This is a genomic window from Variovorax sp. R-27, assembly GCF_049913215.1.
Lineage (GTDB): Bacteria > Pseudomonadota > Gammaproteobacteria > Burkholderiales > Burkholderiaceae_C > Variovorax.
In genome coordinates this window covers 107,551-122,858 of the sequence record NZ_CP183984.1, presented here as the reverse complement: position 1 = coordinate 122,858, position 15,308 = coordinate 107,551, and the positions used below count along the sequence as shown (strand labels likewise).

Annotated in this window: 14 protein-coding genes and 1 tRNA gene; 7 read left to right on the top strand and 8 right to left on the bottom strand. The window is 67.5% G+C overall.

Going from position 1 to position 15,308, the window contains the following annotated elements; genetic code table 11:
• Positions 1 to 13: 13 nt before the first annotated feature.
• On the top strand, positions 14 to 820 hold the full coding sequence (locus tag ACN9MV_RS00605; RefSeq protein ID WP_426391003.1) for a cyclase family protein: 807 nt from the start codon (positions 14 to 16) through the stop codon (positions 818 to 820).
• 13 nt (positions 821 to 833) lie between these two features.
• Complete coding sequence (fahA, locus tag ACN9MV_RS00600; protein ID WP_426391002.1) at positions 834 to 2,156, top strand: fumarylacetoacetase; 1,323 nt, start codon at positions 834 to 836, stop codon at positions 2,154 to 2,156.
• Positions 2,157 to 2,210: 54 nt separating this feature from the next.
• Here fahA and ACN9MV_RS00595 read toward each other — a convergent pair.
• The 3 genes from ACN9MV_RS00595 to ACN9MV_RS00585 form a co-directional block, all read right to left on the bottom strand.
• Positions 2,211 to 2,286, bottom strand: a tRNA-Gly gene (locus ACN9MV_RS00595).
• A 63-nt stretch (positions 2,287 to 2,349) separates the two neighbouring features.
• On the bottom strand, positions 2,350 to 3,252 hold the full coding sequence (locus ACN9MV_RS00590) for an NAD(P)/FAD-dependent oxidoreductase (RefSeq protein ID WP_426391001.1): 903 nt from the start codon (positions 3,250 to 3,252) through the stop codon (positions 2,350 to 2,352).
• Complete coding sequence (locus ACN9MV_RS00585) at positions 3,242 to 3,703, bottom strand: RrF2 family transcriptional regulator (RefSeq protein ID WP_426391000.1); 462 nt, start codon at positions 3,701 to 3,703, stop codon at positions 3,242 to 3,244. Before ACN9MV_RS00585 ends, ACN9MV_RS00590 begins: the two co-directional genes overlap by 11 nt.
• 119 nt (positions 3,704 to 3,822) lie before the next feature.
• Between ACN9MV_RS00585 and ACN9MV_RS00580 the strand changes: the two genes are divergently transcribed.
• The 3 genes from ACN9MV_RS00580 (at position 3,823) to ACN9MV_RS00570 (ending at position 6,710) form a co-directional block, all read left to right on the top strand.
• A complete protein-coding gene (locus ACN9MV_RS00580; protein WP_426390999.1) occupies positions 3,823 to 4,917 on the top strand; it encodes a helix-turn-helix domain-containing protein in 1,095 nt (364 codons plus the stop codon).
• A 107-nt stretch (positions 4,918 to 5,024) separates the two neighbouring features.
• A complete protein-coding gene (locus ACN9MV_RS00575) occupies positions 5,025 to 6,053 on the top strand; it encodes an alpha/beta hydrolase family protein (RefSeq protein ID WP_426390998.1) in 1,029 nt (342 codons plus the stop codon).
• A 177-nt stretch (positions 6,054 to 6,230) separates the two neighbouring features.
• Complete coding sequence (locus ACN9MV_RS00570; protein WP_093057054.1) at positions 6,231 to 6,710, top strand: adhesin; 480 nt, start codon at positions 6,231 to 6,233, stop codon at positions 6,708 to 6,710.
• A 65-nt stretch (positions 6,711 to 6,775) separates the two neighbouring features.
• Here ACN9MV_RS00570 and ACN9MV_RS00565 read toward each other — a convergent pair whose 3' ends face one another.
• The 5 genes from ACN9MV_RS00565 to ACN9MV_RS00545 all read right to left on the bottom strand — a co-directional run bounded on the left by ACN9MV_RS00565 (position 6,776) and on the right by ACN9MV_RS00545 (position 12,965).
• The gene (locus tag ACN9MV_RS00565; RefSeq protein ID WP_093174767.1) at positions 6,776 to 7,219 is read right to left on the bottom strand and encodes a MaoC family dehydratase; all 444 of its coding nucleotides are present in this window, start codon (positions 7,217 to 7,219) and stop codon (positions 6,776 to 6,778) included.
• Positions 7,220 to 7,229: 10 nt separating this feature from the next.
• A complete protein-coding gene (gene boxA / locus ACN9MV_RS00560; RefSeq protein ID WP_093174946.1) occupies positions 7,230 to 8,516 on the bottom strand; it encodes a benzoyl-CoA 2,3-epoxidase subunit BoxA in 1,287 nt (428 codons plus the stop codon).
• 50 nt (positions 8,517 to 8,566) lie between these two features.
• A complete protein-coding gene (gene boxB, locus ACN9MV_RS00555) occupies positions 8,567 to 9,994 on the bottom strand; it encodes a benzoyl-CoA 2,3-epoxidase subunit BoxB (protein ID WP_093057056.1) in 1,428 nt (475 codons plus the stop codon).
• Between the two features lie 31 nt (positions 9,995 to 10,025).
• Positions 10,026 to 11,702, bottom strand: a complete 1,677-nt coding sequence (gene boxC, locus ACN9MV_RS00550; RefSeq protein ID WP_093076555.1) for a 2,3-epoxybenzoyl-CoA dihydrolase — start codon at positions 11,700 to 11,702, stop codon at positions 10,026 to 10,028.
• A 306-nt stretch (positions 11,703 to 12,008) separates the two neighbouring features.
• Positions 12,009 to 12,965 (bottom strand): helix-turn-helix transcriptional regulator, encoded by a 957-nt coding sequence (locus tag ACN9MV_RS00545; protein WP_093057058.1) that lies wholly within the window; start codon positions 12,963 to 12,965, stop codon positions 12,009 to 12,011.
• 163 nt (positions 12,966 to 13,128) lie between these two features.
• Here ACN9MV_RS00545 and ACN9MV_RS00540 point away from each other — a divergent pair, with 163 nt between their 5' ends.
• Positions 13,129 to 13,620: a DUF4863 family protein gene (locus ACN9MV_RS00540; protein WP_093057059.1), complete on the top strand. Its 492-nt coding sequence runs from the start codon at positions 13,129 to 13,131 to the stop codon at positions 13,618 to 13,620.
• A gap of 123 nt (positions 13,621 to 13,743) precedes the next feature.
• A complete protein-coding gene (locus ACN9MV_RS00535) occupies positions 13,744 to 15,294 on the top strand; it encodes a 3,4-dehydroadipyl-CoA semialdehyde dehydrogenase (protein WP_426390997.1) in 1,551 nt (516 codons plus the stop codon).
• Positions 15,295 to 15,308 lie beyond the last annotated feature (14 nt).

The following is a 15,308-nucleotide window of genomic DNA, read 5'->3' as shown; positions in this document are numbered from 1 at the left end:
AAGGAGCCCCGCCATGCCACGCAAATTCGTCGACCTCTCGATCTTTCTCGAAAACGACGTGCTCTCCGACCCGCCGGCCTTCGCACCGAAGATCCAGTACTTCACGCACGAGCAGACCTACGAGCAGATCGAGCCCTTCTTTCCCGGCCTTCAGCGCGAAGACCTGCCCGACGGCGAAGGCTGGGCGGTGGAGCTGGTGCAGCTGTCGACGCACAACGGCACGCACCTCGATGCGCCCTATCACTTCCACTCGACCATGGACAAGGCGCTGGGCGAGAAGAAGCCCGCCATCGCGATCCATGACGTGCCGCTCGAATGGTGCTTCCAGCCGGGCGTGAAGCTCGACTTTCGCCACCTCGCCGACGGCTACGTGGTGACGGCCGACGACGTCGAGGCCGAGTTGAAGCGCATCGGCCACACGCTGAGTCCGCTGGAGATCGTGGTGGTCAACACGCGCGCCGGCTCGCGCTACGGCAACCCCGACTACGTGTCGGCCGGCGCGGGCATGGGCTACGAGGCGACGATGTACCTGCTCGAGCGCGGCGTGCGCCTCACCGGCACCGACGCATGGAGCTGGGACGCGCCCTTCGTGCACACCGCGAAGAAGTACGGCGAGACGCATGACGCCTCGCTGATCTGGGAAGGCCACAAGGCCGGCCGCGACATCGGCTACTGCCACATCGAGAAGCTGCACAACCTCGAAGTGCTGCCGCCCACGGGCTTCTTCATCAGCTGCTTTCCGCACAAGATCCGCGGCGCGTCGGCGGGGTGGACGCGCGCGGTCGCGATCTTCGACGACGCGCTGATGGCTTCGGTGTGAGGGCCTCTTCACCATGAGCGCACTCAACCACACGCACGACGCCAACGCGCGCAGCTGGGTCGAATCGGCCAATGCAGCGGACAGCGACTTTCCGATCCAGAACCTGCCGCATGCGGTGTTTCGCCGCGCGGGCAGCAGCGAGGCGTTTCGCGGCGGCGTCGCCATCGGCGACCAGGTGCTGGACCTTGCGACGCTGGCCGCCCAGCAACAGCTCGACGGTCTTGCACTCGATGCGGCGAGAGCGGCCGCGCTGCCCGCGCTGAACGACTTCTTCGCGCTCGGCGGCGCCGCGTGGAAGGCGCTGCGGCACGCGCTCTTCGACCTGCTGAAGAACGACGCATCCGTCGCCACGGTACAGGCCGTGCGCGAATGCCTGGTGCCGCAGGCCGAAGTCGAATACACGGTGCCTGCACGCATCGGCGACTACACCGACTTCTACACCTCGATCGACCATGCGCTGAACATCAGCCGCCTGATGAATCCGGATGGCGACGTAACGCCCAACTTCCGCTGGATTCCGACCGCGTACCACGGGCGCGTGTCGACCATCGGCGTGAGCGGCCAACGCTTCCGCCGGCCGATGGGGCAGGCGATGGCGCCGGGCGCCAAGGCGCCGACGTATCAGGCCTGCGCGCGGCTCGACTACGAGCTGGAGCTAGGCGTGTGGATCGGCACGGGCAATGCGCAGGGCGAGCCCATTGCGCTCGAACATGCGGAAGAACACATCTTCGGCATCTGCCTGCTGAACGACTGGTCTGCGCGCGACATCCAGTTCTGGGAGATGGCGCCGCTCGGTCCCTTCCTCGCGAAGAACTTCGCAACCACGATCTCGCCGTGGATCGTGACGATGGAAGCGCTTGCGCCCTACCGGCAGGCGTGGACGCGGCCAACGAGCGAGCCCCAACCGCTCGCGTACCTGGAGAACGCGAAGAATCGCGAGAGCGGTGCGCTCGACATCCGCCTGGAGGTCTGGCTCGAAAGCGAGAAGGCGCGCAAGGAGAAGACCGGACCGTCGCGCCTGTCGTCCACGAGCTTCAGGCACCAGTACTGGAGCGTCGCGCAGATGGTGACGCACCACACGATGGGCGGCTGCAGCCTGAACCCGGGCGACCTGTTCGGCAGCGGCACGATCTCCGGGCCCGGTGCAGGTGAAGCCGGCGCAATCATCGAACTGACGCGCGCCGCGCAAAGCCCGGTGACGCTGACCAATGGCGAACAGCGCGGTTTTCTGGAAGACGGCGATGCGGTGCTGCTGCGCGGCTGGTGCGAGAAGCCGGGGCATGCGCGCATCGGGTTTGGGGAGAGCCGGGGGACGGTGTTGGCGGCCAGGGGTTGACCTGAGGCACCAATGAAAAAGGCCACCCGATGAGGTGGCCTTTTTTCTGCAATGTGGAGCGGGAAAAGAGTCTCGAACTCTCGACCTCAACCTTGGCAAGGTTGCGCTCTACCAACTGAGCTATTCCCGCGTGAAGCCTCAGATTATAGGGTGATCTTGAGCCACTTTTCCCGGATCCGGGAAAAAAGTTCATTCAAGCGTCGAACACCAGCGACCGATGCAGCGACACGCCGGCCATCAGGCCGTCCGCCGAGGCCAGCGTGGCATTGGTGAATTTCATCGAGAGGTCGCCCGCCGCGTAGACGTCGGGCACCGTCGTCATCTTCATGCCGTCGACGCGCAGCACCGGGCCGAACGGGCCGTCGTCGAAGGCGCAGCCGAGCTGTTCGGCCAGCGGGCTGGACGGACGCGTGTGCGGCACCACGTACAGCGCCTCGATCGGCACGAGCCTGCCATCGTCGATGCGCACGCCGGCAAGCTGAGGCGCCGCGCCTTCCAGGCCAACGATGCGCCCCGGCTCGATGGCCACGCCGCGCGACTGCAGCTTCGCGCGCGTCTCGGCATCGGGCCCCTCGCCGCCATTCAGGAAGATCGTGGTCGGGCCCCACTCGTTGATCAGCAGCGAATGGTCCGGTGGGTGTCCGCTGTGGAACAGCACGCCCAGCGGGCGCCCGCTGAACTCGTAGCCGTGGCAATAGGGGCAATGCAACACGCTCTTGCCCCAGCGCTCGCTGATGCCGGCGATGTCGGGCAGGCCGTCCTGAATGCCGTAGGCCAGGAGCAGCTTGCGGGTCGAGACTTGCTCGCCGTTGTCCAGTGACAGCGTGAATCCCTCGACACCATCGGCGCTCGCGGCCACCGCACTGCCGCTGACGAACTTGACGGACGGATACGCAAGCAGCTTGTCGCGCGCGTCGGCAATCGTCTTCAAGGGCGACACGCCGTCCTGCCCGAAGAAACCGTGCGACGCCGCGGCAAAGCGGTTGCGCGGCGCGCCCGCATCGACGACGCACACGTTCCTTCGTGCGCGAGCCAGCTGCATGGCAGCGGAAAGGCCGGCAAAGCTGCCGCCCACGATCAGTGCGTCATAGCGCATGTTCAATGTCCTTCGATGTAAAGCCGCCGCCCGTCATGCGGCGGTGGAAGTCCCTGGAAAGATCGGCCAGCGTGATGCTGTTGAAACGCTTGAGCAGCAGCGCCTCGGCCTCGTCACACGCTCCGTCGAGCGCCGCGTTCACGGCCCGCTCGACGATGCAGCCCGGGCTCTCGGTGCGATTGCCCATTGCCAGCAGCGCGGGCGCGCCGACGGCGTTGTGGATGTCGCCCAGCGTCACCGCCGCCAGCGAGCACGACAGCACCCAGCCGCCGCCATGGCCCTTGGCCGAGCTGACGAACCCCGCCTGCCGCAGGCCGGCCATGAGGCGGCGCACGACGACCGGGTTGGTGTGCATCGCGGCCGCGAGCGACTCGGACGTGACGGGGTCGTTCATCTCGGCCATGTGCAGGAGCACATGGAGAACGGCTGAAAGCTTGCTGTCTCGTTTCATGCAACATTATGAGTTGCATATGTTTGTCATGGCGTGCCGAAGGGTCTTGCGGGGCCGGAACGCCCGTCGGTTGTCACGACGCTGAGGTGAGAATCGGGCCGCCCCCAACCAACCCCACCATGACGCCCGCCCCGACAACCCTGCTCGACGCCGCCCTGCGCGGCGTGCTGCTGGCCTTGCTGCTCGTGCTCGCGCTGGTCCTCGGCCGCGACCGCCCTCGCCTGCCGGTCGCGCGCGCCGGCGTGCTGCTGACGCTGGGCCTGTGCATCCAGGTCATCGGCTCCGCGCCGGCCTTCGAATCGCTCGTGCCGCGCGTGTGGCAGTCGCCGTTCGTCGCCGTGGCGGTCGGCAATGCCGTGCTGTTCTGGGTGTTCGTGCAGGCGCTGTTCAACGATGACTTCAGGCCGCGGCCCGTGCACGTCGCCGCATGGCTCGTGGTGGCCGCGGTGGCCGCGCTCAACTGCGCGGTGGTGGCGGGCAGCGCCTCGGTGCTCGCACCGGTGACGATGGGCGTTCAGCGCGCCGTGCCACTGGTGTTCGCGGTGCTGGCCGCGATGGCGGCAGCCTCGCAATGGCGGGCGGACCTGGTGGAGGGGCGGCGCCGGCTGCGCGTGTTCATCGTGGTGACGGGCGTCGGCTACAGCGTCGGGATGCTGGTCGTCCGGCTGGCCTCGCCGCGCGGGCAGCTGTCCAGCCTGTCGGCGACGGCTGATGTGGCGATGCTGCTGCTGATCGTGGCGGTGGTGGCCTGGCGGATGGTGCGACTGGCGGGGTCGGAGCTGTTTCCGGCCGCGGTGGTTCCAGATGCGCCTATCCCAACGGTCGAACCGCCCCCCGTCGAACCTCCGGCCCCCGACCCCGCCGAAGACCGCCTCGCCGAATCCCTGCAACACGCCATGGCGGTCGATCACGCCTATCGCAGCGAAGACCTGAGCATCGCCGCCCTCGCCGCACGGCTCTCAGTGCCCGAATACCGCCTGCGCCGCCTCATCAACCAGCGGCTGGGCCACCGCAATTTCAACGCCTTCGTCAACGGCTTCCGACTGGCCGAGGCGACGGCAGCGCTGGCCGACTCCTCGAAGCGCGATCTGCCGGTTCTGACCATCGCCTTGACCGCGGGCTTCCAGTCCATCGGCCCGTTCAACCGCGCGTTCAAGGCCGCCACCGGCCTCACGCCCACCGAATTCCGCAAGCAGAAGCTGGCCGAATCCTGAAATCTCTTGCCGAAAACCGCGTTTGCGGCTTTCGGCAAGACGCGGCCGGCGCGCCGCTGCATCGTCCGGGTCGCCGGGGGCATGGGCCTCCGATGACAAGGAGTTCGATGCGACGACGTTTCTATTTCATCTTCCTGCTGGCCCTGTGGTCCGGATGGGCGCAAGCCTCGATGGGCATAGCGGAACTTACCGCCACGGCTGACGACGGCCCGGTGACGGTGTTCTACCCGTCCACCGATGCGGCCCAGCCGACCCGGCGCGCCCGCTTCACGCTCGACGTGGCGGCGCAGGGCGCACCGGTACGCGGTAATGGCCGGCTGGTCGTCGTCTCACACGGCTCCGGCGGCGCGCCGTGGGTGCACGTGGACCTGGCGCGCAGCCTGGTAGACGCCGGCTTCATCGTCGCCATGCCCGAGCACAAGGCCGACAACTACAAGGACGACAGCAACCCCGGCCCCGACAGCTGGTCGATGCGCCCGGCCGAGGTGTCGCGCGCCATCGACGCAGTGGCTCGCGACCCGCGCTTCGCGCCGCTGCTGCAACTCGACAAGGTCGGCATGTACGGCATGTCGGCCGGCGGGCACACGGCGCTGAGCCTCGCGGGCGGGCGCTGGTCGCCGGCCGGGTTCAAACAGCATTGCGAGGCGAACCTGGTGGACGACTTCCAGTCCTGTGTCGGCCTGATCATGCGGCTGACGGGCGGGCCTTTCGATGGCCTGAAGAAATGGGCCGCGCTGTGGGTCATCCGCCATCGCTTCGACGACGCCACCCCGCGCGAGCACACCGACCCGCGCATCGCCGCCATCGCGGCGGCCGTGCCTTCGTCGGCCGATTTCGACATGGTCTCGCTGGCCAACCCGCGCGTGCCGCTGGGGCTCATCACCGCCCGGCAAGACCGCTGGCTGATCCCGCGCTTTCACAGCGACAGGGTGCTGGCGGCCTGCCTGCCGCGCTGCGAACTGATTGCCGACATGCCCACCGCCGGGCACGGTTCGCTGCTGTCGCCGCTGCCGCCGGGACTCACCGGGCTGATCGGCGACATGCTCAACGACCCGTCTGGCTTCGACCGCAGCGGCGTGTTACCGGACGTGAACCGCAAGACAACAGCATTCTTCAGCACGCATCTGCTGCCTTGATGCGGGCCGGGGCCTAACGTACGAGCCTCTGATTTCGCCGACAGCCGATTCCCACACGTGTGGGCGACTGTCGCGCACATGGCGACAGATGGCGGCCCGGCCATGGTTGCACCCGAATCGATCGAACCTCGGTCGGTTCTTGAAATCGTGACCATGCTACGAAAGGAACAGTCACCCATGAAGCAACAGCAACACAACCGCATCTTCCTCGGCGCCCTGCTCGCAGGCCTCCTGGCCGTCGGCGGCGCAGCCCAGGCGCAAGGCGTCGGGGTCGGCGTGGGAGTCAATGCAGACGTGAACACTTCGGGCGCCGCCGGCACCGGCTCCCCACAGGGCGGAGCCGCAGCAGGCGCCGGTGCACGCACCGGTGCGGCCGCAGGCGCCCGCACGAATGCCGGCACTACCGCCACCGACGCGGCCGGCAACTCGACAGGCGGCGTTGGCAATGCCGTCGGTGGTGTGCTGGGTGGCGCCACCGGCGCTGTCGGCGGCGCCACCAATGCAGTGGGCGGCGTGGCGAACACCGCTGGCAGCACGCTGAATGGCGCAACCGGCGCCGTGGGCTCGACCGCCGGTACCGTGAAGCCGGCAAACGCCGGCGCGAAGGCTCGCGCCAAGGCCCAAGGCTCGGGCGCTGTCGACATCAAGCAGCAGTAACCCCGGCGGCCAAGCCGAGGAAAGCCCGCAGCGTCCGCGTTGCGGGCTTTTTTATTGATGAAGCCTCAGTCGGCCAGCTTGAGCTTGAACAGGCTGGTGACTTCCGCGTCGAGCACTACCAGCTCGCGCTGGTTGAAGAGCCGCCAGCGCCAGCGCAGGATGCCGAGCGTGGGGCGCTTCTCGGAGCGGCGCACCTCGATCACGTCTGCCACCAGTCGCAGCGCGTCGCCGGGCCGCACGGGGTTGGGCCAGCGCACATGCTCGAGCCCCGGCGACGCAAAAGACTCGGAGCCCGCGAGCGCCGCGCCGACCACCAGCCGCATCGCGATGGAGCACGTATGCCAGCCGCTGGCGATCAGCCCGCCGAAAGGGCTGTCGGCAGCCGCGTCGGCATCGGTGTGAAACCACTGCGGGTCGTAGGCCCGCGCGAACTGCAGGAGCTCGGCTTCGGCAAGCACGTAAGGGCCGGCCTCGATAACCTGGCCCGCATGGAAGTCGGCGAACTTCATCCGCCGCAGCTTAGTACGTTTCGAGGTGCAGGCGGCCTTCGCGCTTCAGGGCAGCGCCGACGGAGTCCCAGTCGAGCCCCGCTTCCTTCGCCACGTCGCGCAGTGCGAGCACCACGCCCTCTTCCATGCTCTTGAGGCCGCACACGTAGAAGTGGCTGCTGCCGTCTTTCAGCAGTGCGGCCAGGTCGGCGGCGCGTTCGCGCATCAGGTCCTGCACGTAGCGCTTGGGTTGCCCCGGCGTGCGCGAGAACGCGAGGTTGATGTCGATGAAGTCCTTGGGCAGCGACTGCAGCGGACCGAAGTACGGCAGCTCCTGCTGCGTGCGGGCGCCGAAGAACAGCATCAGCTTGCCGCCTTCGAACTTGCCGCTCTTGCGCAGCCGGCGGCGCCATTCGGTCATGGCGCGCATCGGCGCGCTGCCGGTGCCGGTGCAGATCATCACGATGTGCGACCTGGGGTGGTTCGGCATCAGGAACGACGCGCCGAAGGGCCCCACCACCTGCACCGTGTCGCCCACCTTCAGGTCGCACACGTAGTTGGAGCACACGCCGCGCACCGGCTCGCCTTCATGGTCTTCGGTCACGCGCTTCACGGTGAGCGAGACGTTGTTGTAGCCGGGCCGCTCGCCGTTGCGCGGGCTGGCCACCGAGTACTGGCGCGCATGGTGGCGCTTGCCGATGGCATCAATGCCTGGAGGCACGATGCCGATCGACTGGCCTTCGAGCACCGGGAATGGCAACACGCCGAAGTCGAGCACGATGTGATGCGTCTCGCTGTCGAAGCCGGCCTCGGTGCAGTTGAAGTTGCCCACCACGGTGGCGGTGGTCGGCGTCTTCGGCGGAAAGAGGTTGGTGTAGGCGTGCGCAGCCGACCAGGGCGGCACGGTGGCGCCGTACTGCGCGGAGTTGAAGGCCGGCTCGACGGATTCGACTGCAGCCTGGGCTTGCGCCTGGGTTTGCTCAGGCGCGGCAGCATCGCCAGCGGCTTCGGCAGACACGCCGGCCGCTTCCAGCTCTTCGGGTGAGAGCTCGGCGGGCAGCGATTCCCAGGTTAGCTGTTCCTCGATCGTGTACGCGCGCACCAGCGGCATCGTGCGCCAGTTGTCGATCGAGCCCGTCGGGCACGGCGAGATGCAGGCCATGCAGCCGTTGCAGACGTCGGCTCGCACGACGTAGTTGTTGTCGTCGTGCGTGATCGCGTTGACGGGGCAGGTGGCCTCGCAAGTGTTGCAGCGGATGCAGATCTCGGGGTCGATCAGGTGCTGCTTGATGACCCCGGCTTCAACGGCCATGTCCATGTTGTTCTCCATCCCCTCGCCGTGGGGACGAGGGATTCATATCCAGGCGCTCAGCCGAAACGCACGTATTCGAAGTCCACGGGCTGGCGATTGATGCCCATCACCGGCGGCGAGATCCAGCCTGCGAACTTGCCCGGCTCCACCACGCGCCCCATCAACGATGCCACGAAAGCGAAGTCTTCGGCGCTCGGCAGCCATTCGTCGCGCTTGGCGGCCCATTCCACGTCGTTCACCACGCGGCCTTCCGGCGACATCTTGATGCCGGCGAGCGCGCCGATCTGGCGGTTGAAGGCCTTGTGCGGCACCACCAGGCGGGTCGGGATGCCGGCCTTTTCCAGCACCTTGTTCCAGCGGCCGACGCCGGCCACCGAGTCCTTGATGAAGTCGTCGCGCAGCACTTCATTCAGTGCATTGAGCATCGGCACGTCTTTCTCGACGAGCTGGCCTTCCTTCACTTCGAGCACCTTGTAAGTCTGGCCCTTGAGGATGTGATCGTCCGTGCGCTTGCCTTCTTCGTAGCGGCCCTTCAGGCCCGAGCTGTAGAAGATGGCGGCGTTGCTCGACTGGTCGGCGCCGAACAGGTCGATGGTCACGCTGTAGTGGAAGTTCAGGTAGCGCTGGATGGTGCCCAGGTCGATGCAGCCCGCGGCGCGCACCTTCTGCGCGTCATCGGTCTTCAGCTCGTTCATCACCTGAGCGGTGCGCGCGATGACGCGCGACACGCCGCTTTCGCCCACGAACATGTGGTGCGCTTCCTCGGTCAGCATGAACTTCGTGGTGCGCGCCAGCGGATCGAACGCACTTTCGGCCAGCGCCGAAAGCTGGAACTTGCCGTCGCGGTCTGTGAAGTACGTGAACATGAAGAACGCGAGCCAGTCGGGCGTGCGCTCGTTGAAGGCACCCAGGATGCGCGGGTTGTTCTCGTCGCCCGAGGTGCGCTGCAAGAGCGCCTCGGCTTCCTCGCGCCCGTCGCGGCCGAAGTGCTTGTGCAGCAGATAGACCATCGCCCACAGGTGGCGGCCTTCTTCCACGTTGATCTGGAACAGGTTGCGCAGGTCGTACATGCTTGGCGCCGTGAGGCCCAGGTGGCGCTGCTGCTCGACCGACGCGGGCTCGGTGTCGCCCTGCGTCACGATGATGCGGCGCAGGTTGGCGCGGTGTTCGCCGGGCACGTCCTGCCAGGCCTTCTCGCCCTTGTGGTCGCCGAAGTGAACTTCGCGGTTGGCGTCGCCCGGGTTCAGGAAGATGCCCCAGCGGTAGTCGCGCATCTTCACGTGGCCGAACTGGGCCCAGCCCTGCGGATCGACGCTCACGGCCGTGCGCAGGTACACCTCGTGGTTGGTGGAGCCTTCGGGGCCCACGTCGTCCCACCAGTTGATGAAGTTGGGCTGCCAGCCTTCGAGCGCGCGCTGCAGCGTGCGGTCTTCGCCGAGGTTGACGTTGTTGGGGATCTTCTCGCTGTAGTTGATCGTGCTCATCGTTGTTCCTGGGGTTGTACGGACTGTCAGCTCAAACGCGGTTCATGTCGAAGCCGGCCTTTTCGCCGGTGCCGTAGACCTTGAGCGCACCCTTCTCGCCGACGGCGTTGGGGCGGTTGAAGATCCAGTTCTGCCAGGCGGTGAGCCGGCCGAAGATGCGGGTGGCCATGTTCTCCTTGCTCGCGAAGCGCAGGTTGGCTTCGAGGCCGGTGAGCGCGTCGGGCGACATGGCGGCGCGCTCCTCGATGACGATGCGGATCTCGTCGTCCCAGTCGATGTCGTCGGGCGCAGCGGTGACCAGGCCGAGCTTCAGCGCTTCGTCGGCGTCGAGCGCCTTGCCTGCGGCGGCGCGCGCGGCTTCGAGTGGCGCGGCTTCTTCATAGAAACGGCGCTGCAGGCGGCTCTGGTCGTTCACCATCGGGAAGAAGCCGAAGTTGAACTCGTCGAGCGTGAGCTTCGGTGCGCGGTCGGCATCGTCGGGCAACGCGAGCATGTACGTGCGGTCGGCCGCGAAGGCCAGCTCGGCCAGCGTGCCGGCGAAGCACGAGCCGGCTTCGACCAGCGCGAACAGGCTGCGCGAAGAAACATCGAGGCGTGCCAGCGTGCGACGCAGCGCGCCGATGGTTTCGCGCACCAGCCAGTGGTCCTTGTTGGCGAGCATCACGGCGTCCGACGCGAGCACGGCGGCGGCATCGCCTTCGGTCTTGAGCAGCCAGGTGCCGGTGTCGAGTTCGTTGGTGCGCAGGTTGAGGATGGCGTCGTCGAGTTCGCGGCACATCGCGAGCGGCCACCAGGCGGCGCCTGCGGCTTCGATGGCGGCGATGTCGGCCGGCTGCGCGCCGGTGGGCGCCTTGACGGTGATCGTGGCGGTGCGCTTGCTGCGGTCGATCTGCACGTTGACGTGCGAATAGGCGATGCCGTCGGCGCTGTCGGTGCGCTCGAGGCGGGTCAGGGCCACGCCCTTGCCGCCGGCCGGGCGGTCGCTGCCTGCGGCGAGCTGCGAAGCACGGTCTTGCACCGCAGCGGCGAACTGCGCGGGCTTGGCCACGGCATCGACCAGACGCCAGTCGACCGCGCGCTGGCCGCGCACGCCTTCGACGCTGGTACAGAAGATGTCGGCGAGGTCATGGCGCACGTGGCGCTTGTCGGTCACGCGGGTCAGGCCGCCGGTGCCGGGCAGCACGCCGAGCAGCGGCACTTCGGGCAGCGACACGGCGGAGGAGCGGTCGTCCACCAGCAAAATCTCGTCGCAGGCCAGCGCCAATTCGTAGCCGCCGCCCGCGCAGGCGCCGTTCACGGCCGCGAGGAACTTCAGGCCCGAATGCTTCGAGGAGTCTTCAATGCCGTTGCGCGTCTCGTTGGTGAACTTGCAGAAGTTGACCTTCCACGCATGGCCCGAGACGCCGAGCATGAAGATGTTGGCGCCCGAGCAGAAGATGCGGTCCTTGCCGCTGGTGACGATCACGCTGCGCACTTCGGGGTGCTCGAAGCGCACGCGGTTGAGCGCGTCGTTCAGCTCGATGTCCACGCCCAGGTCATAGCTGTTGAGCTTCAACTTGTAGCCGGGGCGGATGCCGCCGTCTTCCGCAATGTCGAGCACGAGGCGCGCGATGGCGCCGTCGAAGCTCAGGGACCAGTGGCGGTACTGGCCGGGTTCAGTGCGGTAGTCGACGCGCGGGGGCGCCTGGAGCGTGGTGGTGTCGGTCATGCGGAAGTCTCCTGTGGGGCAGTGTTCGGAAACCGTGAACAGGAAAGATAGTGCACTTTCTTGCTCCGATGACATGCATCATGCTGCATGCAAATAGGCAAGTCAATGCCTAGTGCACTTTTTTTCAGATTTCAGGCTGGGTTGAGGGGGTCAGGGTACGCTGCTGGTGTTCTGCCGACCAGCCAGCGCTCTGTCCAACGATCACGACGGCGGGGTGCCTTGCGCAGCGAAATAAAGGGGGAGGCCGCAGGCCGGAGGACATTCGCGGAGCAAGGTACCCCGTCGGCGTGATCCCACCCCGAAGGCTCAGGCGCCCAACCCCATCGACTGCCGAGCCACCGCCCGCAGCGCCTGGAAGCTCTGCGACAAAGTCCTGCCGCTGGTGTCCACCGACAGATCGGCCTTCGAATAAAAGGCGGCCCGGCCGTTCAGGATGCGGCGCAGGTCTTCCATCGCTTCCTTGCTGGCCGCCATCGGGCGGGTGTCGCCCTGCGCGGCCACGCGACCCATGTGCTCCTCGGGCGCGGCCTGCAGCCACACGGTGGTGCAGTGCGCGAGCAGTTCGTTGAAGGTGGCCGGGTCTGACACGATGCCGCCGGGCGTGGCGATGACCACCTCGCTGTAGATCTGCACAGCCTCCTCGAGCGCGCGGCGCTCGTAGCGACGGTAGGCGTTGGTGCCGTACAGGTCGTGGATCTCGCGCACGCTGCAGCCGGCGAGCTTCTCGATCTCGCGGCTCAGTTCGATGAAGGGCAGTTCCAGGTCTTCGGCCAGCATCTGCCCCAGCGTCGACTTGCCCGCGCCGCGCAGCCCCACGAGGGCGATGCGCCGGTGCCGCGCCGGGTCGACCGAGGCGGTGCCCAGCAGCTCGCCGAGTGCCACGCGCACGCGGCGCAGGTCGGCTTCGCTGCGGTGCTCGAGCAGTTCGCGGATCAGCAGCCACTCGGGCGAGCTGGTCGTGACGTCACCCACCAGTTCGGCCAGCGAGCAGTGCAGCGCACCGGCCACCTGCTGCAGCACCAGGATCGACGCGTTGCCGATGCCGTATTCAAGATTCGCCAGGTGGCGCTCCGACACGTCGGCCGAAATAGCCACCGCCTTGCGCGTGAGGCCGCGCTGCGCGCGCAGGTTGCGCACGCGGTCACCCAGCGCCACCAGCAGCGGATTCTTCGCCTCCCCTGCGACGGCGTGGCCCTGGGCACCGTTGCTGCCGTTGCCGCTTTCCAGCGCGGCAGCCAGCCCCGCGTCTACATGCTCATTCATGCAATTCCTCGTTCTTCGCCGGGATTGTGCGCGCTCAGGGTAAACACCATAGATGCACTATATTGCTTGACACTCATTGTCTCGATGCTTATTGTTCGGTCACACGCAAGATACTGCACGCGCAGTGATCCTGCAAGGTAGTTCCAAAGTTCGAGGCCCCACGATGTCCGACAGCAGCACTCCCGCCACCGGCAAGGAAGCATTTCACCAGCTGATCGCCGGCCTGACCGCCGAGATTGCCGGCAGGCCGCTCGACGGCACGCTCGACCAGTGGCTCAACGCCACCCACGGCGCGGGCAGCGCCAGCTTCGAACAACTGCGCCAGGCCTGCATCGGCGGCGTCGCCGAAGGCTGGCTCTGCGAACGCGAAGGCGGCGGCATCAGGTACGGCCGCGTCTTCAAGGCCGAAGACGCGCTGCACCGCTTCTCGGTCGACGTGGTCGACATGAAGGACATCGCCGGCCCGCACCACACGCATCCGAACGGCGAGATCGACCTGATCATGCCGCTCGACGACAGCGCCGCCACCTTCGACGGACGGCCCGCGGGCTGGTGCGTCTACGGGCCCGGCACCGCGCACCGCCCGACCGTGGCCAGTGGCCGCGCGCTCGTCCTGTATCTGCTGCCCGAAGGGCAGATCAAGTTCACCGTATGAAGCACTCCCCCAGGCTTGCCCACTTCGTGTGGCCGCCAACCCCCTCGCCGGGGGCAACACCAGCGGCCCGGCAAAGCCGGTTCCGCGGTGTTCCCCGAACCTGCCCACGTTGAGACCCATCGAATGACCGAGCTCCTTTCCAACTACGTCGCCGGCCGCTGGCAAAGCGGATCGGGCGCCGGCACGCCCCTGTTCGACCCGGTGCTGGGCACCGAACTCGCGCGCGTCGATGCCACAGGGCTCGACCTGCCCGCCGCCTTTGCCTTTGCGCGCGAACAGGGCGGCCAGGCGCTGCGCGCCCTCACCTACCGCCAGCGCGCCGCCTTGCTCGCAGCCGTCGTGAAGGTGCTGCAAGCCAACCGCGACGCGTACTACGAGATCGCCACCGCCAATTCCGGCACGGTGAAGAACGACTCGGCCGTCGACATCGACGGCGCGATCTTCACGATCGGCCAATACGCGAAATGGGGCGACGCGCTCGGCGACGTTCGCGCGTTGCGCGACGGCGAAGCCGTGAAGCTCGGCAAGGAACCGGTGTTCCAGTCGCAGCACCTGCAGGTGCCAACGCACGGCGTGGCGCTGTTCATCAACGCCTTCAACTTCCCCTCGTGGGGCTTGTGGGAAAAGGCTGCGCCCGCGCTGCTGTCGGGCGTGCCCGTGATCGTGAAGCCCGCCACGGCCACCGCCTGGCTCACGCAGCGCATGGTGCAGGACGTGGTCGATGCAGGCGTGTTGCCCGCTGGCGCGCTCTCCATCGTCTGCGGCAGCTCGGCCGGCTTGATGGATGCGCTGCAGCCCTTCGACGTGGCCTCGTTCACCGGTTCGGCCGAGACGGCCGCAGTGATCCGCTCGCACCCCGCCGTGGCCGAACGCTCGGTGCGCGTGAACATCGAGGCCGACAGCCTCAACAGCGCCCTGCTGCTGCCCGGCGCCGCACCCGGTAGCGAGGCCTTCAACCTGCTCGTGCGTGAAGTGGTGCGCGAGATGACGGTGAAGTCGGGCCAGAAATGCACGGCCATCCGCCGCATCCTGGTGCCAGCCGAGGTGTACGACGCGGCGGCCGAAGCCATCGGCGCCAAGCTCGCGGGCATCACGGTCGGCAATCCGCGCAACGAGAGCGTGCGCATGGGTTCGCTCGTGAGCCGCGCGCAGTTGAACGCAGTGCGCGAAGGCCTCGACGCACTGGCCGCGCAAACGTCCGTTCTGCACGATGGCCGCAACAAGCCGCTGATCGACGCCGACCCGAACATCGCCGCCTGCATCGGCCCCGTGCTGCTTGGCGCGCGTGACGCCGATGCGGCGCAGCGCGTGCACGACGTGGAAGTGTTCGGCCCCGTGGCCACGCTGCTGCCCTACCGCGACCTCGCGCACGGCATCGCGCTGGCGCACCGCGGCCAGGGCTCGCTCGTCACCTCTCTATATGGCAGCGACGACGCAGCTCTGGCGCAAGTCGCGCTGTCGGTCGCGCCCAGTCACGGCCGCGTGCACGTCATCACCCCCGAAGTGGCACAGGCCCATACCGGCCACGGCAACGTGATGCCGATGTCGCTGCATGGCGGCCCCGGCCGCGCGGGGGGCGGTGCAGAGCTTGGCGGGCTGCGAGCGCTCGATTTCTATCACCGCCGCAGCGCGGTGCAGGCAAGCCCCGGCGTCATCGCCGCGCTCGGCCTCTAGAACAAGAACACGGC